Genomic DNA, 22,846 nt, shown 5'->3' with positions numbered 1-22,846 from the left:
AGCATCTTATTCACCTGGCAACTCGAAATAGAAAGTGGCACCTTTATCTACCTCTGACTCAGCCCAGACGGAACCGCCATGTCGATGTATAATTCTGGCTACTGTTGCCAGGCCAATTCCGGAACCTTCAAATTCACTATTTTTATGGAGACGCTGAAAAGCACCAAACAATTTATCAGCATAGCGCATATCAAACCCAGCGCCATTATCTTTGACATAAAAGCATGGCATCCCTTTATTAACTGTTTTACCAAAAATAATTTCGGCCCGTTCGACACGACTGCTATATTTCCAGGCATTACCAATCAGATTATCGAGCGCTATCGCCAGTAAGCTTTGATCTCCACGGACTTTCAACCCAGACTCCACCTGATAGTGGATCTGTCGCTCAGTTTCCTCTCCCTTTAACTTCTCCACTACGTTGTTAGCCAGTTCACTCAAATCAATATCACTGATCTCCATCTCCTGACGACCAAGACGTGAGAGCCTTAACATGTCGTCGATCAAATGGCCCATGCGGGTAGCAGCCGACCTGACACGACGCAAATAGTCATGCCCCATCTCATCAATACTATCCTCATACTCCTCAGAGAGCGCCTGACTGAATCCCTCTATACTTCGTAAGGGTGCACGCAGATCATGGGAGACCGAGTAGTTAAAGGCCTCCAGCTCTTTATTACTCCGTTCCAGCTCAATCGTCCGCTCGGCCACTTTCTTTTCAAGCGATCTGTTGTACTCATCCAACTGACCATGGGAGATCTCCAGGTTGCTTGTCATTCGGTTGAAAGAAGTGGCAAACGAGCCAAATTCAGAACAGAGTAAGCCATCCATACTGAGACGATAGTTCAGGTCTCCTGCAGATACCTCCTTTACACCCTTATCGAGCTGACTGACCGCTCTCAGCAGACGTTGAGTAAAGATCAAGGCCACAAGAAAACCAAACAGGATAAATGCCGCTGCAACTGAGATGTAGAAAATGCGGATTTGGCGCATCTTCTCATCCCACTGTTCGATGCGCGCATCGATGCTTGCCTGTAAGCCGACCAGTGATATTCCACAACGTAAAACACCCCATAGTTCTTGCCCATTAAATACTGGTGTCACTACCTGCATCGACTCTTCAGCCAGTAAGTCATTTGATGAATCACTGACAAACCGTACCGAAAAGTCACTTACCGTATCGCCTGCAAAGTCACTCTCAATCAGAGAGAGCGCTTCGATATCAACAGCATCTTTAGGTGTGGCGCCCACCTGTTGCGGCAAACTGTGAGCAACAATCTGACCCAGTTTACTGACCACCAAACAGAACCGAATATCACCATCGCCATCTGCAACCCGTTTCATCAGGGCATTCAGAAAACTGAAATCATAACCAACAATCGCTTGATTTGAGCTGAGTGCCATACTGCGCACCAATGATGCGTTCCTTGCCTGCATAGCACTGTGTATGGCAGCAATATCCGCCTTATGCTCTGTTTGGCGAAAGTCACTGATTTGTTGCCAGAATAGAAGACTGATGGTTGTAAATAACAGCAGTAATGCCAGATTCATCGATACCAGATAGAGTCGGATCGAGGGCAGTTTTCCGGTGGGCAACAAGAATTTCATCACTCTCATAGACAAAAGAGTTTAAATAGTTACTTGCGCTATGTCAGCTAAGAATCCGATTTCTCTTGATTTTTCTCAATCGCGCTCCTAGCTTTATAAGCTCAATCAAGAAAAATGAGCGCAGATCTTATGGCGATAGCCTTTTTGGAATTCTTATTACTATCTCTTCAGCGACTTTACTGAACAGACTGTAAACATGCCCACTAGACGCCATAGTAAACTCATCTTCATGTTTTTTCTGAGCTGCCATTTCGCTGCCACAGCAACTGAAGCTCCCCTGATCTCTGATGAACAGATGCAGGAGGCAGAGCGTCTCTTCAGTGGTCCTGTTGAGGAGGACTACTATCGAACCGATGCTGTTTTGGTAAGCGCCACTGGCAGTGCAAAACCGGTATTCCTGGCACCATCTGTTGCAACGGTGATCACAAAAGAGGAGATCAGAGCAATGGGGGCCACTACGCTGGATGAAGTACTGGAAACCGTTCCGGGACTTCATGTCTACATGCCCCAGTCACCCAACTATCAGACCCAGTGGTCTATTCGGGGTATCCACACCAATGCCAATCCCCACGTCCTGCTGCTGTTCAATGGACAGCCGGTTCAGGATCTTCATCGGGGAAGACGCCCCAGTCAAGTTCAGTTACCGGTCAGCATGATCTCAAGAGTGGAGGTCATTCGTGGGCCAGGCTCAGCCGTACATGGCGCCAATGCCTTCGCCGGCACCATCAATGTCATTACCAAGGACGGGCAGGAGATTAATGGCAGTCAAGGTGGATACCGAGGCGGCTCCTTTTCCCGCAAAGATGCCTGGGCACTACAGGGAGGACAGTACCAGGGTTGGGACATCGCAGTCAGCTTAGACATGATGAAATCGGATGGCGATAACGACAGGGTCATCGAACGTGACCTCCAAACCTCGCTGGATGAGAGCTTCGGTACCTCAGCCTCATTGGCTCCCCGCGCCATGGACACCCAACATGACATTCTAAATGGCTACATCGGTCTCAATCGTGAGAACTGGCAGCTCTATCTCTGGGGCTGGCGTGAGAACGACGGGGGCGTCAGAGCAGGACTGGCAAACGCAATGGCCGACGACAACCGTCTTGAGAGTGATACCTTGTTGGGAGATATCAACTATAAAAACGATCAGTGGGCAGAAGAGTGGAGCTTCGACCTCAGTCTCAGTTATCTCTATCTGAAGGCCTCGACCTATTTACAGCTCTTTCCGCCAGGCTCCCTGCTACCCATCGGTAGTGACGGAAATCTCAGCTTTACCAACCCAGCAACTCTGACGCTGTTCACCGATGGATATATAGGTTTTCCAATACGTACTCAGAACCAGCTCAGTACTGAAAGCAGTGCTTTATATGATGGCCTGGCCCAGCATCAACTTCGGTTTGCACTTGGTTACCAGTACACTGAGACTCGCTATAAAGCCTATCAAAACTGGGGGCCAGGGGTACTCGACGGTACTCAAACCGAGGTTGATGGAACCCTGACCGAGCTCACAGGCGATCCGAGAGTATTCATGCCAGACGTAGAACGCAGGTTATGGTATGTCTCCGCACAGGATGAATGGAATTTTGCAAAAAATTGGGAATTGACACTGGGCGCCCGCTACGACCGCTATTCAGACTTTGGTGGCACATTTAATCCCAGAGCTGCCCTGGTTTGGCAAACCCGCTATGACCTGACGACCAAGCTGCTCTACGGACGCGGATTCCGTGCGCCGAGCTTTACCAATGTACATGCCCAAAACAATCCCATAGGCCTTGGTAATCCTGACCTGGATCCAGAGACCCTGGATACTCTGGAACTGGTCTTCGACTACCGCCCAACGGTAGATTTAAGACTCGCGGCCAATCTCTATGCCTATAATATCAAAGGGTTGATCGAGTTCTTACCCGACGATGGGGAGACAACCTCAACATCTCAAAATGCCCGTGACCAGAAAGGTAAGGGGGTCGAACTGGAGGGGGACTGGCAGATTACAGAAACTCTCAGACTCAACTCCAATATTGCCTGGCAGGACTCGAAAGACAAAGAGACAGGAGAGAGAGTGCCCCATGCCCCCAGGCTACAAGGCTACTTCTCTTCCGATTGGCGTCCTGTTCCTGACTGGTCCGTCAATGCACAATGGTTCTGGGTCGGACAGCGGGAGCGAGACAAAGGGGATCCCCGGGACAATGTCGATGACTACAGTATCGTCAACCTTACCCTGCGTCGTCAGCAGTTGTTTGAACATTTCGATGTTTCACTGGCAGTACGCAACCTTTTTGATGAGGATGTACGGGAGCCGAGCACTACAGCTATCCCCGATGATTATCCGATGAAAGGCCGTGAAATCTGGACTGAAGTTCAAGTAAGCCTATGAAATATAAACCAAAATCATCTGACAAACCAATCCATTTCGATGGTCTCTATACGGAGATAGCTCAACACCCTTTCACATCAAGCAGCAGAAATCTGTGTATTTCACTCTTTTTCATCCTTGCCCAGACTGCTACGACCGGCGCTTTTGCGGATACCCCTGTGATCACAGACCAGCAGATGAGAGAGGCTGAGGCGTTATTCAGCGGCCCAGGAGAAGATGACTACTACAGAACCGACGCAGTACTTGTCTCTGCCACTGGCAGCGCCAAACCAGTATTTCTTGCTCCATCGGTCGCCAGTGTGATCAGCAAAGAGGAGATCCAGGCCATGGGGGCCAGAACGCTCTTTGAAATTCTCGAAACCGTGCCTGGTGTTCATATATCTCCCTCCAGCAATTATGGCCCGCTGATCACCAACATTAATATTCGCGGCATCACTACTGCCCTTAACCCGCAAGTTTTAGTATTGATCAATGGGGTACAGATCAAGGATCTGTGGAATGGTAATCTCGGTCACCGCTTCGAAATGCCTGCTGAGATGATCTCCCGAGTGGAGGTTGTGCGAGGACCAGGGTCAGCAGTACATGGCGCTGACGCCTTTGCTGGCACCATCAACATCATCACCAAAGATGGTCAAGAGATAGATGGTGCCCGTGTAGGACTCCGTCAGGGATCTTTCAACACCTCCAATGGCTGGATGCAGTACGGCACCAACCACCAGGGCTGGGATCTGGTCGCCAGTCTGGAAGCCTTAAAGCAGGGCACAGACGATGAACGAGTCATTGAACAGGATCTTCAATCCACACTGGATGAAAGTTTCGGCACTGAGGCGTCTCTGGCCCCAGGTGCGATGAACCTTGACCAGCGCCTCATCAACTACCATCTCGGTTTGAGTAAGGATAACTGGAGTGCTCGTATCTGGGGCCTGCGGCAGAGGAATGTCGGTGTCGGCGTGGGTGCAGCGCCTGTGCTCGATTCTGAGGGAAGTCTGGAGAAGGACATTTACAACCTCGATCTCCTCTACCAGAACCAGGATCTTCACCCGGACTGGGCGTTAAATTTTCGCTTCAACTACAACTACACCGACTACACCAATAGATTCACACTCTTCCCTGCTGGCGCCACTCTGCCTATAGGCGCCGACGGCAACCTGAATTTCAATAACCCAGTCGGGCTCACCCACTTCACAGAAGGATATATTGGCCAGCCGAACAGCAGCAATAAAACTCTCGGCTATGAGGCAACAGGGTTCTACGATGGTTTTGCCAATCACCACTATCGTATTGCAACAGGCTATAAAAAGTTAACATTGGAACCCCATGCAAAGCAGAACTTTGGCCCGGGGGTGATCGACGGCAACCAACCGGTGGTGGATGGCGATCTGACTAATGTCGCCACACCTTATCTCTACGGCCCCAGCAAGACTCGTCATCTCCGCTACCTCTCCCTGCAGGATGAATGGACGCTGACAAGAGGGTGGGATCTGACCCTGGGGGCACGCTACGACAGCTATTCGGACTTTGGTGACACCTTCAATCCTCGGTTCGCCCTGGTGTGGCAAACCCGCTACGACTTAACCACCAAGCTGCTCTATGGCCAGGCATTTCGCCCACCCTCTTTTTCCGAACTCTACGCACAAAACAATCCAGTCCAACTGGGCAATGAGGCGTTAGATCCTGAGACTATTGATACCCTTGAGCTGGCACTGGACTGGCGACCAACCTCAGACCTGAGACTGGCCACTAACCTATATGCGTATCAGATCAATGATCTGATCGAGGCCGTCCCTGATGCCGACGGCGCCAGTAACACCAACCAAAACGCACGGGATCAAGAGGGACAGGGTGTCGAATTTGAGATCGAATGGCAGGTCAACCAAGCCCTAAAACTCCAGGCGAATGGTGCCTGGCAACAGAGTGAAGATAGTGACAGTGGAGAGGAAGTAGCCAACACGCCAGGATTTCAATACTACGCCCGTGCGAATTGGCAATTCCTACCTAAGTGGTCACTTGATAGCCAGTGGTTCTGGATTGGCGATAGAGCGCGTGCTGAGGGAGATAGCCGCCCCGACATTGATGACTATCAGATCGTCAACCTGACTCTGCATCGAAAACAGATTATGCAATACCTGGATCTGACCATGGCCGTCAGAAACCTGTTTGATGCCGATGTTCGCGAACCGGCCAATTCATCTATAGTCAATGACTACCCAATGGATAGCCGTGGCTATTGGGTTACAGTAGAAGTCAGATACTAACCGCCTAAGCCATGCTTTCATAGGGTTCATCCGCTGCTATACTTTCTTTAAATTGGTCACTATAATTACCATTATTTGAAATATTGGTAACTGTAGTGTCCATTAAAGTATCTAACCAAAAACGAAGCGCCGTGGTTTTCCCCAATAATCAAAAATACCTTTCGCAGTTGGGGGCAAACATCAAGCTTGCACGAAAGCGCCGGAATTACACTCAAACACTGATTTCAGAACGCACCGGTTTGAGCCGTTTGACCATTCGAAAAATAGAACACGGAGATCCCAAAGTCTCCTTGGGCCACTATGTGGCAGTGTTGAGCGTACTTGGCCTGGTGAAAGATTTAGCGATGGTGGCTAGTGATGATGAGCTGGGCCAAAAGCTTCAGGACATCAAGCTGATGAGTAAAAAATAATGGATACTGAAATATTCGTCTTTGCCAATTGGGAGGAATTCGCAAAACCGGTTTTAGTGGGGAGACTCCGTTCGGCGGTTAGTAACAAAAACAGGGAGCACTACAGCTTCACTTATGATGAAGCGTGGCTGAAGTCACCCAATGCCCAAAAGATAGATCCGGATCTCCATCTGTTCTCCGGAGAACAACACAATATGGATTCCAATAACTTCCACGTTTTCCTGGATTCCTGTCCGGATCGTTGGGGGCGGCTGCTGATGAAGCGTCGCGAAGCCATTCTTGCTCGTCAGCAAGAACGCCGGCCTCGGATGCTGTATGAAGTGGACTATCTTCTTGGCGTTCATGATATTTACCGCCAAGGCGCGTTGCGATTTAAAAGCTCACTGGACGGAGAATTTCTGGACAATGATGAACGACTATCCGCACCGCCCATGTCTTCATTGAGAGATCTTGAATATGCAGTTCAACAAGTTGAAGTTGGTGATAGGGATGATGCGGATTATTTAAAATGGTTGTTTATGCTGATATCGCCAGGCTCCTCCTTGGGTGGTGCTCGGCCCAAAGCAAGTGTGGTCGATGATGAAAATCATCTATGGATTGCAAAATTCCCAAGCCAGTATGATGATTACGATATCGCTGCCTGGGAATATCTTGCCTACAAGCTCGCACTGGATGCAGGTATTAAAATGGCACCCTGCCGAATCGAAAAATTTAATAACCATCACCATACATTCCTGACTCAGCGTTTTGACCGCACTGCAATGGGTCGCAAACACTTTACATCAGCGCTGACACAGCTTGGCTACTATGACGGAGAGTATGACGCCAGCTATCTTGAGTTAGCTCAATTCCTCACAGAACATGGCACAAATACTAAAAAAGACCTTGAACAATTGTGGCGTCGCATCGTCTTTAATATCGCTGTCTCCAATACGGATGATCATTTGAGAAACCACGGATTTATCTATCACAAAGGCGGCTGGCTCTTATCACCCGCTTATGACATCAACCCTGTCACTCCCACAAATGGATTACATTTAAACATTAGCGATGATGACAACAGCTTGAATTACGATCTGGCAATGGAAGTAAGTGATTTTTTTCAGCTGCAATACGCAGATGCTGAAAAGATAAAAGGTGAAGTGCTGACGAGTGTACGTCAGTGGGAAAGGGTGGCTAAAAGCATCGGGATCAGCCGTCATGAGCTGCAAATAATGTCCACGGCGTTTAATATTGGGTAGAGCTGCAACTCAATTATTGATTATCCGGTTCCAATGGTTCAGGCCGCTGAATACCATAACCCTGGGCAAAGTCGACCCCCATCTCCTGTAACACAACACGAGTCTCTTGCCGCTCGACAAACTCTGCAATGGTTTTTAAGCCGGCAACATGGCCAATGGTATTGATCGCATCAACAATCGCCCGGCTCATCTCGTCACCTTCGACCTGCTTAACGAAAGAGCCATCAATTTTCAGAAAATCGACCGAAAGGGACTTTAAATAGGAAAATGAACTGAGACCTGTGCCAAAATCATCCAACGCAAAGAAACAGCCCATCTCCCGTATCTCCTGAATGAAATTCTCAGTAGTACCAAGATTATTGATCGCTGCAGTCTCGGTTACCTCAAAACAGATGGCTTGTGGCGGCACCTTGAGGTGGTTCATCCGCTCCTGAATAAAATTAAAGAAGCCAGGATCACTCAAAGAGGTTCCGGAGAGATTGATAAAATAGAGACGCCCATCATCACAGCGTTCTCTATCTTTCCCCAGATAGGTAAAGATGGTATTAACCACCCAGCGATCCAAACGCTGCATCAGATCGTAACGTTCGGCTGCGGGAATAAACGCACCTGGGGGGATAATCTCACCATCACTGCTGAGCATACGCAGCAGTATCTCCATATGTTTGGGGCTACTGTCGTCAGCCAGAGAGACAATCGGTTGCCGATAGAGTAAAAATCGCTCTTCATTTAAGGCACTGTTTATTCGACTGACCCACTGCATCTCGTCACGTCGTAACGCCAGCTCATCATCTTCTGCGGTGTAGATATGCACACGATTGCGGCCTCGGCTTTTAGCGGCGAAACAAGCCATATCCGCATTACTCAAAACCTCATCACTACTCTTCGTATCTGGTGTAATATCCACCAGACCTATACTGACACTGGTACTAAAAGGCCGGGCATCCCAGATAAACTTGTGTTTCTCTACAGTCTCCCTGAGCATATTCGCCAATACTTCTGCTTGAGGAAGCGAGCAGTTGCTCAATATCACACCAAACTCATCTCCACCCAAACGGGCCAGGAGATCACTCTCCCGAACCTGCTTTTTCAGTAGCGTGGAAACCTGACGCAGTAACTCATCCCCAGCAATATGGCCACAGGTATCGTTAACCACCTTGAACTGATCCAGGTCCAGGTACATGAAAGCGTGGTGCTCCTGGTTACTCCTGGCACTATTGAGGTTCTGATTCAGAGCCTGATCCAGTTCCCTGCGATTTTTCAGGTCAGTCAAAGAATCATGGTAGGCCATATGCTGAAGCTGACTCTCTGCTCTACGTCTTGCAGCTCTGGATTGGGCTTCCAGCAACTCACGCTCGATAGCTGGTCCCAGTCGAGCAAGGTTATCCTTCATGATGTAATCAGCCGCGCCACTTTTCATCATTGATACAGCCAGCTCTTCACCGATACTACCCGAAACAATAATGACCGGAATATCCAGATCGGTGGTACGTACAATTTGCAACGCCTCCTTCGAATCGAAGGAAGGCATGTTATGGTCTGTTATAACCAGATCCCAATGAGTGCCATCCAATGCCTCTTGCAAGGATCTAGAGCTGTCGACCCGAATATAGTGCTCGATTACCCAATCATCTCTCTTCAGATGGTGCAGCAACAGCAAGGCATCATCTTCAGAATCCTCCGCAAGTAACAGACGAATCGGTTGCTTACGCTTCATTTAACGGTTCTCGGCGTCATATTCATGGCCATCCAGTAAGTCACCAGTTTCTGAACCGCTTCAACAAATTGAGTAAAACCCACAGGCTTGCGTATATAACTGTTGGCCCCCAGTTGGTAGCTCTCAACCATATCCTTCTCTTCATCAGATGAGGTGAGCACTACAACGGGGAGCAATTGTGTACGTGGCGACTCGCGAATGATTTTCAACACATCCAGACCACTTAACTTGGGCAGTTGAAGATCTAGGAGCACAACTTTTGGCAGGGGGGCTTTCTCACTCCTTCCAAGCAGATACTCCACAGCTTCACTACCATCACGAGCTACCTGAACCTTGTGTTTTAATTTGTTCTTTTTTAAGGCACGCAGAGCCAACAGCTCATCATCGGGGTTATCTTCAACCAACAGGATGAGATCATTTTTCATAACCGAAGTTTCCCAGGCGGCCATTCACTTTCAAGTAGCAATACAAATAGCAGCAGCCAATATTTTTTTATTAAGGGTATTACTACGCCCATTTGCGCATAGCAGCCAATCACAAAACGACTAATTTCTCCTGCATTGACTCCTGCGCTGTTCAAGCCATTCGAACTCCAAGCAGGCCTTTGAAAACAAATCAATGACTCGGTCCGGAATAGTTTTCAGGGCCAGGCTCCTACCCAACCAGATTAGAGAGGTGCCTCTAATTCAGAACAGTGCGGCCACCTTTACTTTATCGTTAATCACTCAACTGATAAATGGTGCCACAATAGGGGCAGGTAGCAGTGCCGCTCTTTTCAATTGGCAGGTAGACCCGCGGGTGGAGTGAAGCCAGGGTTTCACCAGGTCTTGGACAACTGAGAGGTAGATCGTTTCTGGTGACCTTGTGTACATCCTGCTGTGTTGATTGTTTTTCTGCCTGGGTCATATTTAATTCTCCTGATTAGGGAGTCTCAGCTTGATTTCGAACCGTGGGTGGTTAGAACTATCGGCCAGTGACTTATTAGACATAGGCCAGCCACTCGGGATGGGAGGCCAGACGTCCATGCACCAGATCGAAATAACGCTTCTGCAACTGTTCGGTGATCGGACCACGACCACCCTCACCGATGCTGCGGTTATCAACTTCGCGGATCGGGGTTACCTCCGCAGCAGTACCGGTGAAAAATGCCTCGTCGGCGATATAGACTTCGTCACGGGTGATGCGTTTTTCAATCACCTTGTAGTTCAGCTCTTCAGCAAGCTCAATGACTGTTTTACGGGTGATGCCGTCCAGCGCCGAGGTAAGATCAGGGGTGTAGATCACTCCGTCTCTGACGATGAAGATATTTTCACCTGAGCCCTCCATCACATACCCCTCCGCATCCAGCAGCAGCGCTTCGTCATAGCCGTCATGCAGCGCTTCCTGCAGCGCCATCATGGAATTCATGTAGTTGCCGTTGGCCTTGGCCCGACACATGGTGATATTGACATGGTGGCGTGTAAAAGAGGAGACACGGATACGGATTCCCTTCTCCATATTCTCCGCACCGAGATATGCACCCCACTCCCAGGCTGCAGCCATGCAGTGAACCTTGAGATTGTCAGCTCTAAGCCCCATCCCTTCTGAACCATAAAAACACATCGGCCTGATGTAGGCTGAATCGAGATTGTTCTCTCTGACAACAGCCAGTTGCGCCTCGTTCAAGGTATCCCGGTCAAAGGGCATTGGCATATTCAGTATATGGGCGGAGCGGAACAGACGGTCAGTATGTTCCTGCAGGCGAAAAATAGCGGTACCCTGCTCGGCGTGATAAGCACGCACCCCCTCGAACACGCCCATACCATAGTGCAGGGTATGTGTTAGTACGTGGGTTTTCGCCTCACGCCAGGGAACCATTTCGCCATCCAGCCAGATGACACCGTCACGGTCTGCCATTGTCGACATCATTGAAACTTCTCTCGCTCAACTTCTTTGTTCTGCATCAAGCAGGACCAAATGTCCTGCACCAAGGCCCGTTCTTCGGCAAGCTTTTCACTTTTCACCAGGGCTGGCTGATCCTGTAGCGCGCTACGATGGTAGGCTGCCCGCAGGACTTTGTAGACGCCCATCATACGCTCTGCAGCTTGATTACTCAGTAACCCAAGCTTGGAAAGCGTCTCCAACAGACGAATATTATCGGTCCAGACCAATAGTTCCGGGTGGTCATGAGCCCACCGAAGGACCGTGTATTGAACCATAAATTCTATATCGACGATACCGCCGGTACCCTGCTTTAAATCAAATAGGCCATCATTGCTCTTATCCAGAGATGCACGCATCTTTTCTCGCATCTCAACGACTTCACCCTGAAGCTTATCCCCATCCCGTTGCTCGCTGATAATGGTTCGCCGAATTTCGTTAAAACGTTCACCAACCCTAACATCGCCGGCTACCACTCTTGCCCGTATCAGTGCCTGATGCTCCCAGGTCCAGGCACTCTTCTGCTGGTAGGTTTCAAAGGTCTCTAAAGAGCAGACCATCATCCCGGAGTTGCCGTTCGGGCGCAGACGCATATCGGTCTCGTAGAGAATTCCGGAGGGTGTCCTTGTGGTCATGATATGGATGAAACGCTGGGCCATGCGGGCATAAAAAACGTCAACTGAGACAGGCTTCTTGCCGTCGGTAAAGGCATTTCTATCTTTACAGCCATGCAGAAACACCATATCCAGATCTGAGCCAAAACCAAGTTCGATACCACCCAGTTTGCCGTAACCTACCACGGCAAATCCTGTCTCTCCTTCAGATAGCCCAGGGGGCTGCCCATGCCGCCGGAACATCTCCTGATAACTCAGTTGAATCACCCGCTCAATGATCACTTCTGCGATCCAGGTAAGGTAGTCACTGACCACCATCAGCGGAATCTGCTCGGCAATATCTGCAGCTGCCACTCGTAAGCGATTGCTCTGTCCAAACTGACGCAGTCGCTCCATCTGACTCTCCAGATCATCTTCGTCGATGCGGGTGAGCTGTTCCGCCAACTCCTGACCGAGTGCCTCACGCTTGAGCGGCGAGTAGAGTCGCCGGGGATCGAGCAGTTCGTCCAAGAGTATAGGATGGCGTGTCAGCATACTCGCCACCCAGGGACTGATCCCAGCCAGCTTGATCAGTTGAGAGAGCACCATCGGGTTTTCGACCAACAAGGCAATATAAGAGGTGCGGCGAACGACTGCTGCCAGTAGATCGAGCACCCGTGGCAGGGCAACATCGGCACACTCTGATTGACCAACCGCCTGCAGAAGTAGTGGCATCAGTTGATCCAGTCGCTCCCACCCTTTGGCACTTAGCTGTCTACAGGCATGGCTATTACGCAATGCCCCTAACAGATGCAGGGCTTGGTCGGCTTGTTGAAATCCATTCTGCTGCAAAATGGAGGTCGACTGCGCCTCATCAAGCAGCTCATTCCAGACCCCAGTCAAGGGTTGACTCTGCTCCTCGGCTTCAGCTTGAGGTGCGGCAAAGACCATATCGAAATGGCCCTGAACCCGCCTTCTGTGTTGCTCCAGCACCTCAGAAAAGGGATCCCATGCATCAAACCCCATGGATCTGGCAAGACGCCCTCTCCCGGCATCATCGGAAGGCAGTAGATGGGTCTGTTTGTCCTGCCAGGCCTGAATACGATTCTCCACCAGGCGCAGGAAAACATAGGATTCGGTCAATTCACGAACTACATATTCCGGAACAAGCTCCCGCTCCTGCAATATCTGCAATACCGAAAGAATGGGGCGTGTCTGCAGTGCTTTGTCCCGTCCCCCTCTGATCAGCTGGAAGGCCTGGCCGATGAATTCGATCTCGCGAATACCGCCCGGCCCCAGTTTGATATTCGCCTCCATGCCTTTTTTATGCAGTTCACTACTGATCAACTGCTTCATATCACGCAGTGATTCAATAGCACTGAAATCGAGGTAACGGCGATAGACAAAGGGTCTCAACATGGCCATCAACTCATCACCGGCGGCCGAGTCTCCTGCTACTACCCGCGCCTTGATCATGGCATAGCGTTCCCACTCCCGGGCCTGAGAGCCGTAGTAGCTCTCCATCGCTGAAAAGCTCATCGCCAAAGGGCCGACACTACCAAATGGGCGCAGACGGGTATCAACCCGAAACACAAATCCCTCTGCGGTATGGTTGTCCAACGCCTGAACAAGCCGCTGGCAGAGACGGATAAAGAACTGTTCGTTGGTCAGGCGTCTTGCCCCATCTGTCGACCCTGTCTCTGGATAGGCAAAAATCAGATCGATGTCAGAAGATAGGTTGAGCTCGCGGGCACCCAGCTTCCCCATACCCAGTACTACCAAAGACTGAGCTTCTCCCTCTTCACTCCTGGGAACACCCATCTCCTTGCAACACCAGCTGTAGAGGTGCTCCATAGCGTGTCCGATAGAGGCGTCGGCAAGCGCGGAAAGATCCTCCAGGGTCTCATCGAGTTCTGCCAGTCGGTTAAGATCACGCCAGATGATGCGTACCATCTGCTCACGCCGGAAGTGCCTGAGATGTTTCGCCAGAGCTGCCTCATCTGAGACGCCCTCTAGAAGCTCAGCAAGCAGGGAAGAGATCTCTCCGGCCTGAAAAGAGCGATCCAGCAGATTTTGTTGAAACAGATCCAGAAGTAGAGCCGGGTATCGAGTGGAGACCTGAGCAACATACTCACTGGCCTCCCAAACAACCTTCAGGCGACTGATGAATGCTTTATCCTCAGGTGGGCTCAATTCGGCCTCAGTCAGCTTTTCACACCACTGTAGCCACTGTTTATTATTCTCTTTTTGCTCTGGCTCCACGGCTGCTCTCATCATCAGATTTATTGTAGCGGCATCCAGTCAGGTTACACCTGAGCGGGGTTTGAACCAACCCCACTATCGATCACGGCGAACCGGAACAGCGCGGAGTCTTGCATCAAATGCCGGATCAATCATAGATCGGGTTAACGATTATTGCCAAGTGGTAACAAATCACATAGGGTTGCAGCCTTCAGCAGCGGGTTTCGAGGCGTTACCAGAGCCGAAATTATAACCTGTAAGTACGCTTTGAGTTTCTACTCAGCTTGGTCAAACTACACTTTAATTACCCAAATTCCAGATGGCATTCAGAAGATACAAACAAGCCCCACTGCAAACCGTCCGGGTCTAATTTTCGGCTTAGGTCAAGCATGATAAACCTTCAACATATCGATTATCACTACCCGCAGAGCCCCCCTCTGTTCGATGATCTCAATCTGGAGATTCAGAGGGGCTCCCTGTTTGGGTTATTAGGACCCAATGGCGCTGGCAAGACCACCCTGATCTCATTGATGACTGGGCAACGTAAACCCAGCAGCGGCGATATCCGCATTAATGGCGAAACTTACCAGAGTAATCGGGGCAGGATTCTTGAAAAGCTGGCACACATCCCACAGGAGTATGCTTTTTATCCCCAGCTCACTGTGATGGAGAATCTGCAGTTTTTTTCCAGTCTCTATCCCAAACAGGGTCGCCAAAGCCCGCAGCTCATCGATGAAGCACTGAAACTGACCGGTTTGGCTGACCAGGCAAAAAAGCTGGCCAAACATTTTTCCGGGGGGTTGAAGCGACGCCTCAACCTGGCAATAGGCCTACTCAACAGACCTGAACTGATCTTTCTAGATGAACCCACAGTCGGCATAGACCCTCAATCCCGCCACTTCATCCTGCAATCGATCCGGGCCTTGAACAAGGCGGGCAGCACCATTGTCTATACCAGCCACTATATGGAGGAGATCGAACAACTCTGTGACGAGGTGGCGATCATGGATCATGGACAAATTCTGGTACATGGCCCTCTACAGAAGATTCTCGAAAGAGATCCCCTTTTGACTATCGAGCTGGAAGCAGAAAAAGATGAAAGTCTGCTTCATCAGCTCAGCGATGCGCTAGAGATACGCGGCTTTAAGTTGTCAGAACGAACCATTATCGGCCACCCCAAAGATGAAGGTGAGATCGCTGAACTACTTCAATCCATCGATGCCCTGGGTATCAATGTGGTCACACTCTCCTATGGCAAACATACCCTCGAAAAGCTCTTTTTCGAACTGACCCATACCCGGTTAAGGGACTGACCCATGCTGATTGCTGTAATCAAGAAGGAGCTGCTGCTGGTATCCAGGGATATTCACGCTCTGCTGGTTCTGTTTCTACTGCCGATTGTGTTCATTCTTATCATGTCCATGGCCCTCCAGGATCGTATGAGCCCGGAGAGCAAGGATCAGCCAAAGGTTGGGCTTTGGGTCGAAAACGGAGCCGATCAGAATAGTGACCTGACCCAGACATTCAGCCATCTCGAAGGTTTGAGGGTCGAACAAGTCAACAGCCAGGATCAGTTAACCCAACTGCTGGTTAGTGGGGAGATCCTTGGCGGGATCATTCTCCCTGCACAGTTTTCAAAATCCATCGACTCCCCGGTTACCGATAAGAGCGAAAAATTACAGATCATCTATGCCGCCAGCCTGCCCAACTCACTGCGACGCTCAATCCTGGGTGCAGTCCGTGAAGCCCTTGGCGCCTATCAGGTGAACAAACTGTTTGAATATGACGACCTCACCCAATCCCAACGTCAGGCCCGTGTCGATCACCTGCTCGGCCGATCGCTGGTCACATCCCAGACCCAGGGCAGCGACCTTGAATCACAACCCAACTCAGTCCAGCAGAGCGTTCCTGCCTGGTTGATCTTCTCCATGTTTTTTGTCGTCCTGCCGATATCCACCACGCTACTTACTGAGCGGCAGCAAGGCACCCTGCAACGGCTGCAAACCTTGCCAGTCCCCAACAGCTATCTGCTAATCGGTAAAATCATTCCCTACCTCGGCATCAATCTGGTACAGGCTGCATTGATGTTACTGGTAGGCATCTACCTCGTTCCTTTGGTAACAGGCGAAGGCCTTCATCTGGTTGGAGAGACCTGGCTGCTGGCGCCGCTGATTTTAACCACCAGCCTGTCTGCAATCAGTTTTGCCTTATTGATCGCGACCCGCGCCAAAACCACGGAACAGGCCACCACGCTGGGTGGTATTAGTAATCTTATTCTGGCGGCTATTGGTGGTATCATGGTGCCAACTTTTGTGATGCCCGAACTGATGCAGCAGATAGCCGCGCTCTCACCCATGAACTGGGCATTAGAGGGCTTCTTCTCCATCCTTTTGAGACAGGGGGGATGGGCCATGGTCGGGCCCGAGATCCTCAAACTGCTGGCATTCTCCGGCTGCTTGTTCTTACTCTCACTCTACTCATACCGAGGCCTGACGGACACTAAATAATGAAAGGTTCAACGGATACACAGTTTAAACTGGAACTAAAACAGATGATCGTGGATGAATGTCGGTTAGACGAATTCGATCCTCAGGAGATTAAGGATGGCGAATATCTTGCTGGGCCGGACGCCCGCTTTGGACTCGACTCAATCGACATGCTCCAGGTTATAGTGACAATAAAGAATCGATATGGGGTACATATCCAGAATGATGCGGAATCGAGAGAGATTCTCGCCACAATCAACAACCTTGCCGACCACCTGCACCCAGAGTAACCCATGAATTCTGCAAGTGTGCCTCGTCATAGATACTCTACCATTCAGAGCCACCCCAATAGGCCAGATCAAGGCGCGGCCAGCCCCTGCCAGACTTGCTGTATGGTAGAGCGTCTATGACGAGTCACTCTAAGCTATCCATCATCGGGCTATCCTGCGCTTCCCATCTGGGCGGGGAGATCTCCCGCACGCCTGATCAGCAAGCCAGGGAGGAGCATTTCAAACCATCAACTATTCATCTGGATTCGACAGATCTTCGGCTGCCCTACTACGCAATCGATGAGCAGTTCGATCAACCGGAGCGGACAGAAAGAATACTCTTCGAGGTCATAGAGAAGGCGCTGGAAAGAAGTCAATTAAACCCCGAGCAGATCGCCGAAACTGGCCTCTTCATCGGCTCATCATCTTATGATCTTCGTCGCAGTGAAATTGAATATAAACGGCAACTCAGGGAGAACAGTCAGCAGGCAATCCCAATGCCATTTACCGGCTACAACCACCTGGGTGAGTTGATCTGTGAGAAGTTCGGCATCAACACCGAACCTTTCAACATCAACTCTGCCTGCACCTCCAGCGCCAACGCCCTGTTGCTTGCCCAAAGCATGATTCAGCAGGGACGCTACCAACACGCCATCGTGGTGGGAATCGAACTCTTCAACGAGACCACAATCAATGGTTTTTCAGGTCTACAGCTGATTGCGCAAGAGCGGATTGCACCTTTCGATAAGAACCGTGATGGCATCATCCTCGGCGAGTCCTGCTCAGCGGTGATCTTGAGCGCAACGGAGGGCTCTGAAACAAGACTCTATCTACGTGGTGGTGGAAGCAGTTTTGATCCCTATAGCATTACCACATCAAACCCGGACGGCTCGACCATCGCCGAAACTCTGGAGATCGCCCTTAAGGAGACCGACACCCGCAAGGATGAGGTTGTGGCGATTAAAAGCCATGGCACCGCAACCTCTATGAATGATATCTCGGAGTCACGTGGCATTAAGGCTGTTTTCCCCCAGGATACGCCGGCGATCACAGCAATCAAACCCTATGTCGGCCACACTCTGGGCGCTTGCGGCACCCTTGAGCTTGTACTGTTCGGCCAGGCCATCAAGCAGGGATTTGTACCGAGAACACTCAATTTTGAAACCCTCGACCCGGAACTGGCTCTACTACCCTTGAGTGAGGATATTGACGCCCAAAACGGTGTCTATCTACTTAACTATTTTGGTTTCGGTGGGAGTAACACCGTTCTTGTTTTGGAAAAGGTCTAATGGAATTGAACCTGCCCCTGTTCGCCTATGGTGGCTATTGCCACACTGTTTCGCAGCAACTACCCAAGTTGAATTCGCTATTGAAGGCGCTTCCTTTCAAGCTGCCACGCCGCTCAGACAGGCTAACTCAACTCAGTCTGCTGGGGTTGGCAAACACTCCGGGCTGTTTGCCATTGAGCGAGCATACCAACTTGGTTCTCACCAGTGGCGATGCCAATTTGAGCAGTACCATTGCCAACAGTGAGCAGATCTTTGACAGCGGAACCATCCCCAACCCAATCGGCTTTATCAACACAGTTAACAACTCTACCTCATATCACATCTGTATGACTCTGGGCATCCATGGCCAGGTAATCACCGTCTCCAGAGACCACTGCTCTCTCGAGGCGGGAATAGAGATAGCGAGTACGCTGCAGCACAGCGCTGTCTCTCCCATCCTGCTCGGTACAGTTGATGAGATCCCCAATGACCTGGAGCAGCACAGACGCCGTCTGAATATGAGTGACGATAGTCCATTGGCTGAGGGGAGTTTCTGGTTTCTCTGCGGAGACCAGCCCGCCTCACAAACAGCACTGGCCACAATCAAATTTTGCGGCCCGATGCTAGACAAGGATGAAGTAACCTCTTTTTTCAGGGAACATCAGATCACTCACCACCTGCTGGGAGATTTCATCCAAAACTCACCATTAAAGGATCTGAAGTTACCCGGCAAGCGGTTTGTAACAGCAAGCTGTGGGCACTACCTCACTCAAAACGCCTACTATCTGCAAAGCTGGTTAAAGAGTGCCCAACAGGGGGAGCGCCTGGGCATGTTGAATGGCACTGCCGGCAGTCAGCGTCTGAGTATCACTTTGATTGAAAAGCACTGAGTCGGCCAAATAGAGCTGCCTCTTTCTCAGCAATCCTGTCCAGCTGATCAGCTATTGAGTCGAAGGTATCGTCATAGCGCGCTTTACTTTTACGTGCGCACATCAGTGCGAACAGACGCCACTCATCACCGATGGAGGACATCTCTTCCGCGGCCTCAGAGAGTTGTTCAGAAGCCAGGATCTCTGATGCCTCCTGCAGGAAGGCTGCATACATAAAGCGAAATCCACCACCCCCGGTGCCAATCTCCTCCTGCATGCGAACTATATGTCCCAGATAGAGATGAGCATAACGTTCTTCAGCATCCGCCAGCTTACGAATCTTTTTGGCAACCATGTGAATCCCTTTGGAACCGGCGATGGGTACCGGGCTTTTGGGGCCATTGATTTTGGCCGTAAATCGAATCGATTTGGGCAATACCGTCTCGAAATCTATCTCTGCCGGAACCTCTTCTGGATAGTAGAGTAACCCTTTGGGCGCCAGCGCACCTTTGGCAAACCGAGCCTTGCTCAAACTCTCCCTGTCAACGGTCACCAGATGGGAAAAAACCGGGTCACTGACCTGAAACTCCTGCGCTTCCCGGCCATACACCAACAGATTGTGGGCATTAAAGTGGAAACGCATATCCTCAGGAAAATAGGGGAGGAAAAAGACAGAGGTCTGCAACCCTACGATCCGCCCATCATCCAACAGTCGATCCAGCGCCTGCTCACCCTCGGCAGGTTTGCGGAATTTCTGGAAATTCATCTTCAGGCCACTGATACGCTTCGACAAGGCACGTATTATCATTCGTGGTGGTGTGCGATAGGCGATCAGCGGCAAACCATTGATTTTCACCAAAGGAATATAGGCATAGGTCAAACCACTGGCGAGGCCAAAGGCCATCGGTTCTGACACCGCCAAGCCATAGTGACGGAGCATGGCAGACATTACACCGGTTTCACAATGTGCCGCATGTCGGTGTTCGAAGGTTGTATTATTCTTATCAGTCATATTGTTCAGGCAGTTGGCTCAATGTCTTGCTATCAATACCCAGCACGTCAGCATAATTTGCCAGTTTTTGTGCAGAGAGCCGGGAGAAGCGCTGCGGGGAGAAATCCCGCTTAACCATCCATTGAAAACGCCCCACCGCCTGGGCCAACATCGCCAGATCCATTCTCTGGTGATACATATGAAATTCCAACGGAGAGGTAGTGCCCTGATTTGCGCGGGCATAGGCATCCTTAGTCAGGCGCTTGATCTCATCCAGAGCTTGACCCAGCACGATCTCTTCAACCTCCCACCCGCTGGTCTCCGAAGATTCAATCCGGCCAGCTTCCGATTCAGCGTAAATCACTTTGGTCTCACCGCCCAGCGAATCAGCCTTATCCTGGGGCACATCTTTTATCTTCATACCACACTCAGCAACATGAAAGAGCTGGAGAAACGGCCACTCTCAGGCACGAAACAGAGCAACCTGTCACCACTGCGCAATCGCCCGGATTTGAGGATCTCATCCAGCATGATGTAAATAGAGGCAGAACCGGTATTCCCCTTGCTGGTGAGGTTGGTAAACCACCGCTCCCTGGGAATCTCAAAGTTCAGTTCAACCAGCGCTTCGTAGACCTTTTCATCAAAATACATGGAGGATATATGGGGTAGAAAATAGTCTACCTGATCAGCCTGTAAGCCGGTCTTGGCGATCACCCGCTTCAGTGTCTCCTTGACGGCCATGGGTACAATATTTTCATTGAGCAGCTTAACATCCTGTTTGATACTCATGATCGAATGATCAATCAGCCCCTGCTGGCTATAGAGTTTCCAGCTCTTCAGACTGCCATCTTCGAACTTTTCAGCCCCTGAGTACATACAGGTCTCAAGCTCGTTGGCATAGGAGTAGATCTCTATCCAGTTTATTTCGAGCACTGGCTGTTGTGCACGCTGATTCGGTTCGCTTTCCAAACGAAAGGCCCCAGCCCCGTCGGAGAGCATCCAGCGTAGAAAATCTTTCTCAAAGGCTATCTCTGGTTTTTTCTCCAGACTTTCAACTTTATATTTTGATTCGCCTTCAAAATGGTTGGCACGTAATACCGGGGAGACCAGCTCGGAACCGGTCGAAACAGCCTGAGAGAACTCACCACTTTTAACTGCCAGATAGGCATACTTCAGTGCAGCTGCGCCACTCAGGCATATGCCGGAGGTGGAGATAACTTCACAGCAGGCATTACCCAGCTCACCATGAACCATCAGTCCATGGCCGGGCATGATTTGATCCGGTATCGAGGTTCCGGAAACCAGGCACTGCATCTGATCAAGCTCATCATCAGAAGCGAACAGGCCACGCACACAGGATGCAGTCATTTCTGCATTATTGTGGCTCATCTCACCACTCTCTGGATCGATGGCGTAGTAACGTTGTTTGATACCATTGCTGCGTAACACCAGGCGCTTGGCTCGGGACGGCTTGCCCCCCACCATACCCAGTACAGCTTCGATCTGGTCGTTTTCAACGGGTTGATTCGGCAGAAAAGCCGAAGTATTAGTGATATATGCCCTCATTTACTGCAACCGAATTCTTCCATGCGCTCATCTCCTGAACCAGAAGGCGCTTCAAAATAGTATTTGCTCTGTAGATGCTTTTGTTTCATAAGCGGCGCTAAAAGCACCTTCAATAACATACTGATTGGCACCACGGTTATGATCATCAGAATCAGAAATACCACATAGATTGCCAGAACCGGAACCCGCTTTGGATCCCCCTGTTTACCGATCGAACGTAAAAATTTACCCCAAACCTTAAAACTGCGGAAACCAACCTTTTCCGACTGAATCTGGCTCACATCCGCCTCAACAGCCTTCAATCCATATAGCATAGGGCCTTGATCCTTCTCTTTATCTTTTGCAAGTCCTGCCTCAATCGCTTTTCCGAAACGGCAACACGCTTCAATATCCTGGTTGGAAACACCCGCTGCGGGGAACCCCCAGAAAGCACCCTTTTTACCCGTCCACAACCATCGTGGGGTGGTCACAAAGGAGGCCAATAACGAACCTTGATCGGTCAATACCACATTATCAAGCAAACGGGCGCCACAGTCATCCAACATCGCCTTCATGGTCTCCTGAGCCCGGGTCCACATATTACGGCAGCCGATGATGGTAATCACAGGTTTACCCTTAAGCAGCTCTTTACCCTGTTCACTCTGCATAAAACTGGTGATTGGCAGTGCAGGCGCGAGAAACCAGACCTGATAGGCAATAATTACCAGATCAGCATCACTATGTGCTGCCAGGTCAGAGGGTTGAAGCTCTGGCGCATCCAAAGCCACACACTCTGGAAACACATCCAGAAATTTGAAAAATGGCCAGGGAAAAGGATAGGGCTCAACTGGCTGAAGGGTCTCTATGGAGACCTCCAAATCGGGGGAAGCAATCAGCGGCCGGGAAACAGACTCAATGATACTGGATAGCTGGCCGGTCTGAGAATATTGAATGACAAGTATTTTTTTCATATCTGGACAGGTATTAATCAGGCATTTCCACTTAACACATCCAAAGGAGGCGCAAGACACTTACTAACCGGCAGCATCTCCATATTTT

Annotated in this window: 19 protein-coding genes; 9 read left to right on the top strand and 10 right to left on the bottom strand. The window is 50.2% G+C overall.

The genetic code is table 11. From position 1 onward, the window contains the following. Positions 1-6: 6 nt before the first annotated feature. Positions 7-1,608 (bottom strand): sensor histidine kinase, encoded by a 1,602-nt coding sequence (locus AC4IE7_RS04330; RefSeq protein ID WP_490775580.1) that lies wholly within the window; start codon positions 1,606-1,608, stop codon positions 7-9. A 196-nt stretch (positions 1,609-1,804) separates the two neighbouring features. Here AC4IE7_RS04330 and AC4IE7_RS04325 point away from each other — a divergent pair, with 196 nt between their 5' ends. The 4 genes from AC4IE7_RS04325 (at position 1,805) to AC4IE7_RS04310 (ending at position 7,888) form a co-directional block, all read left to right on the top strand. Beyond that, a complete protein-coding gene (locus AC4IE7_RS04325; protein ID WP_490775579.1) occupies positions 1,805-3,982 on the top strand; it encodes a TonB-dependent receptor plug domain-containing protein in 2,178 nt (725 codons plus the stop codon). Continuing rightward, positions 3,979-6,237 (top strand): TonB-dependent receptor plug domain-containing protein, encoded by a 2,259-nt coding sequence (locus AC4IE7_RS04320; RefSeq protein ID WP_490775578.1) that lies wholly within the window; start codon positions 3,979-3,981, stop codon positions 6,235-6,237. The genes AC4IE7_RS04325 and AC4IE7_RS04320 overlap by 4 nt, the downstream gene beginning before the upstream one ends. A 95-nt stretch (positions 6,238-6,332) precedes the next feature. Then, positions 6,333-6,647, top strand: coding sequence for a helix-turn-helix domain-containing protein (locus AC4IE7_RS04315; protein ID WP_490775577.1), 315 nt, complete (start codon positions 6,333-6,335; stop codon positions 6,645-6,647). Beyond that, positions 6,647-7,888, top strand: coding sequence for a type II toxin-antitoxin system HipA family toxin (locus AC4IE7_RS04310; RefSeq protein ID WP_490775576.1), 1,242 nt, complete (start codon positions 6,647-6,649; stop codon positions 7,886-7,888). Before AC4IE7_RS04315 ends, AC4IE7_RS04310 begins: the two co-directional genes overlap by 1 nt. 13 nt (positions 7,889-7,901) lie before the next feature. On the opposite strand, the gene AC4IE7_RS04305 is transcribed toward AC4IE7_RS04310, so the two are convergent. The 5 genes from AC4IE7_RS04305 to glnE form a co-directional block, all read right to left on the bottom strand. Beyond that, positions 7,902-9,605 (bottom strand): two-component system response regulator, encoded by a 1,704-nt coding sequence (locus AC4IE7_RS04305; RefSeq protein WP_490775575.1) that lies wholly within the window; start codon positions 9,603-9,605, stop codon positions 7,902-7,904. After that, positions 9,602-10,030, bottom strand: a complete 429-nt coding sequence (locus AC4IE7_RS04300; protein WP_490775574.1) for a response regulator — start codon at positions 10,028-10,030, stop codon at positions 9,602-9,604. Before AC4IE7_RS04300 ends, AC4IE7_RS04305 begins: the two co-directional genes overlap by 4 nt. Before the next feature lie 292 nt (positions 10,031-10,322). Further along, on the bottom strand, positions 10,323-10,511 hold the full coding sequence (locus AC4IE7_RS04295; protein ID WP_490775573.1) for a zinc-finger domain-containing protein: 189 nt from the start codon (positions 10,509-10,511) through the stop codon (positions 10,323-10,325). Positions 10,512-10,586: 75 nt separating this feature from the next. Continuing rightward, complete coding sequence (locus tag AC4IE7_RS04290; protein WP_490775601.1) at positions 10,587-11,510, bottom strand: branched-chain amino acid transaminase; 924 nt, start codon at positions 11,508-11,510, stop codon at positions 10,587-10,589. After that, entirely contained in the window at positions 11,510-14,395 is a 2,886-nt protein-coding gene (gene glnE / locus AC4IE7_RS04285; RefSeq protein WP_490775572.1) for a bifunctional [glutamate--ammonia ligase]-adenylyl-L-tyrosine phosphorylase/[glutamate--ammonia-ligase] adenylyltransferase, read from the bottom strand. Before glnE ends, AC4IE7_RS04290 begins: the two co-directional genes overlap by 1 nt. 353 nt (positions 14,396-14,748) lie before the next feature. Here glnE and AC4IE7_RS04280 point away from each other — a divergent pair, with 353 nt between their 5' ends. The 5 genes from AC4IE7_RS04280 to AC4IE7_RS04260 all read left to right on the top strand — a co-directional run bounded on the left by AC4IE7_RS04280 (position 14,749) and on the right by AC4IE7_RS04260 (position 19,272). Further along, entirely contained in the window at positions 14,749-15,672 is a 924-nt protein-coding gene (locus AC4IE7_RS04280; RefSeq protein ID WP_490775571.1) for an ABC transporter ATP-binding protein, read from the top strand. A gap of 3 nt (positions 15,673-15,675) precedes the next feature. Next, positions 15,676-16,866 carry an ABC transporter permease gene (locus AC4IE7_RS04275; RefSeq protein WP_490775570.1) on the top strand — a complete coding sequence of 397 codons (1,191 nt, stop codon included), beginning with the start codon at positions 15,676-15,678 and terminating at the stop codon, positions 16,864-16,866. Next, positions 16,866-17,135 (top strand): acyl carrier protein, encoded by a 270-nt coding sequence (locus AC4IE7_RS04270; protein ID WP_490775569.1) that lies wholly within the window; start codon positions 16,866-16,868, stop codon positions 17,133-17,135. The genes AC4IE7_RS04275 and AC4IE7_RS04270 overlap by 1 nt, the downstream gene beginning before the upstream one ends. Positions 17,136-17,251: 116 nt before the next feature. Further along, positions 17,252-18,403, top strand: coding sequence for a beta-ketoacyl synthase N-terminal-like domain-containing protein (locus tag AC4IE7_RS04265; protein ID WP_490775568.1), 1,152 nt, complete (start codon positions 17,252-17,254; stop codon positions 18,401-18,403). Then, positions 18,403-19,272 (top strand): hypothetical protein, encoded by an 870-nt coding sequence (locus tag AC4IE7_RS04260; protein WP_490775567.1) that lies wholly within the window; start codon positions 18,403-18,405, stop codon positions 19,270-19,272. Before AC4IE7_RS04265 ends, AC4IE7_RS04260 begins: the two co-directional genes overlap by 1 nt. On the opposite strand, the gene darH is transcribed toward AC4IE7_RS04260, so the two are convergent. From darH to AC4IE7_RS04240, 4 genes are read right to left on the bottom strand one after another with little or no spacing between them, the layout of a single operon-like run. Next, complete coding sequence (darH, locus tag AC4IE7_RS04255) at positions 19,250-20,263, bottom strand: BtrH-related acyltransferase DarH (protein ID WP_490775566.1); 1,014 nt, start codon at positions 20,261-20,263, stop codon at positions 19,250-19,252. The two genes, AC4IE7_RS04260 and darH, sit on opposite strands and share 23 nt — an antisense overlap. Next, the gene (locus AC4IE7_RS04250) at positions 20,256-20,663 is read right to left on the bottom strand and encodes a DarG family dialkylresorcinol biosynthesis protein (RefSeq protein ID WP_490775565.1); all 408 of its coding nucleotides are present in this window, start codon (positions 20,661-20,663) and stop codon (positions 20,256-20,258) included. The genes darH and AC4IE7_RS04250 overlap by 8 nt, the downstream gene beginning before the upstream one ends. Further along, on the bottom strand, positions 20,660-21,808 hold the full coding sequence (locus AC4IE7_RS04245; RefSeq protein ID WP_490775564.1) for a beta-ketoacyl-ACP synthase III: 1,149 nt from the start codon (positions 21,806-21,808) through the stop codon (positions 20,660-20,662). The genes AC4IE7_RS04250 and AC4IE7_RS04245 overlap by 4 nt, the downstream gene beginning before the upstream one ends. After that, a complete protein-coding gene (locus AC4IE7_RS04240) occupies positions 21,805-22,758 on the bottom strand; it encodes a dialkylresorcinol condensing enzyme (RefSeq protein WP_490775563.1) in 954 nt (317 codons plus the stop codon). Before AC4IE7_RS04240 ends, AC4IE7_RS04245 begins: the two co-directional genes overlap by 4 nt. Positions 22,759-22,846 lie beyond the last annotated feature (88 nt).

The organism is Candidatus Thiodiazotropha sp. AKAK3 (assembly GCF_058244645.1).
The sequence above is the reverse complement of the archived record's forward strand: the minus strand, read 5'-3'. Positions and strand labels throughout refer to the sequence as shown.

Excerpts from the sequence above, each read along its gene's own strand:
- glnE (WP_490775572.1), bottom strand. The coding sequence starts at position 14,395 with ATGATGAGAGCAGCCGTGGAGCCAGAGCAAAAAGAGAATAATAAACAG.
- AC4IE7_RS04300 (WP_490775574.1), bottom strand. The coding sequence starts at position 10,030 with ATGAAAAATGATCTCATCCTGTTGGTTGAAGATAACCCCGATGATGAG.
- AC4IE7_RS04240 (WP_490775563.1), bottom strand. The coding sequence starts at position 22,758 with ATGAAAAAAATACTTGTCATTCAATATTCTCAGACCGGCCAGCTATCC.
- AC4IE7_RS04295 (WP_490775573.1), bottom strand. The coding sequence starts at position 10,511 with ATGACCCAGGCAGAAAAACAATCAACACAGCAGGATGTACACAAGGTC.
- AC4IE7_RS04290 (WP_490775601.1), bottom strand. The coding sequence starts at position 11,510 with ATGTCGACAATGGCAGACCGTGACGGTGTCATCTGGCTGGATGGCGAA.
- AC4IE7_RS04270 (WP_490775569.1), top strand. The coding sequence starts at position 16,866 with ATGAAAGGTTCAACGGATACACAGTTTAAACTGGAACTAAAACAGATG.
- AC4IE7_RS04280 (WP_490775571.1), top strand. The coding sequence starts at position 14,749 with ATGATAAACCTTCAACATATCGATTATCACTACCCGCAGAGCCCCCCT.
- AC4IE7_RS04310 (WP_490775576.1), top strand. The coding sequence starts at position 6,647 with ATGGATACTGAAATATTCGTCTTTGCCAATTGGGAGGAATTCGCAAAA.
- AC4IE7_RS04265 (WP_490775568.1), top strand. The coding sequence starts at position 17,252 with ATGACGAGTCACTCTAAGCTATCCATCATCGGGCTATCCTGCGCTTCC.
- AC4IE7_RS04245 (WP_490775564.1), bottom strand. The coding sequence starts at position 21,808 with ATGAGGGCATATATCACTAATACTTCGGCTTTTCTGCCGAATCAACCC.
- AC4IE7_RS04250 (WP_490775565.1), bottom strand. The coding sequence starts at position 20,663 with ATGAAGATAAAAGATGTGCCCCAGGATAAGGCTGATTCGCTGGGCGGT.
- AC4IE7_RS04260 (WP_490775567.1), top strand. The coding sequence starts at position 18,403 with ATGGAATTGAACCTGCCCCTGTTCGCCTATGGTGGCTATTGCCACACT.
- AC4IE7_RS04330 (WP_490775580.1), bottom strand. The coding sequence starts at position 1,608 with ATGAAATTCTTGTTGCCCACCGGAAAACTGCCCTCGATCCGACTCTAT.
- AC4IE7_RS04305 (WP_490775575.1), bottom strand. The coding sequence starts at position 9,605 with ATGAAGCGTAAGCAACCGATTCGTCTGTTACTTGCGGAGGATTCTGAA.
- darH (WP_490775566.1), bottom strand. The coding sequence starts at position 20,263 with ATGACTGATAAGAATAATACAACCTTCGAACACCGACATGCGGCACAT.
- AC4IE7_RS04275 (WP_490775570.1), top strand. The coding sequence starts at position 15,676 with ATGCTGATTGCTGTAATCAAGAAGGAGCTGCTGCTGGTATCCAGGGAT.
- AC4IE7_RS04320 (WP_490775578.1), top strand. The coding sequence starts at position 3,979 with ATGAAATATAAACCAAAATCATCTGACAAACCAATCCATTTCGATGGT.
- AC4IE7_RS04325 (WP_490775579.1), top strand. The coding sequence starts at position 1,805 with ATGCCCACTAGACGCCATAGTAAACTCATCTTCATGTTTTTTCTGAGC.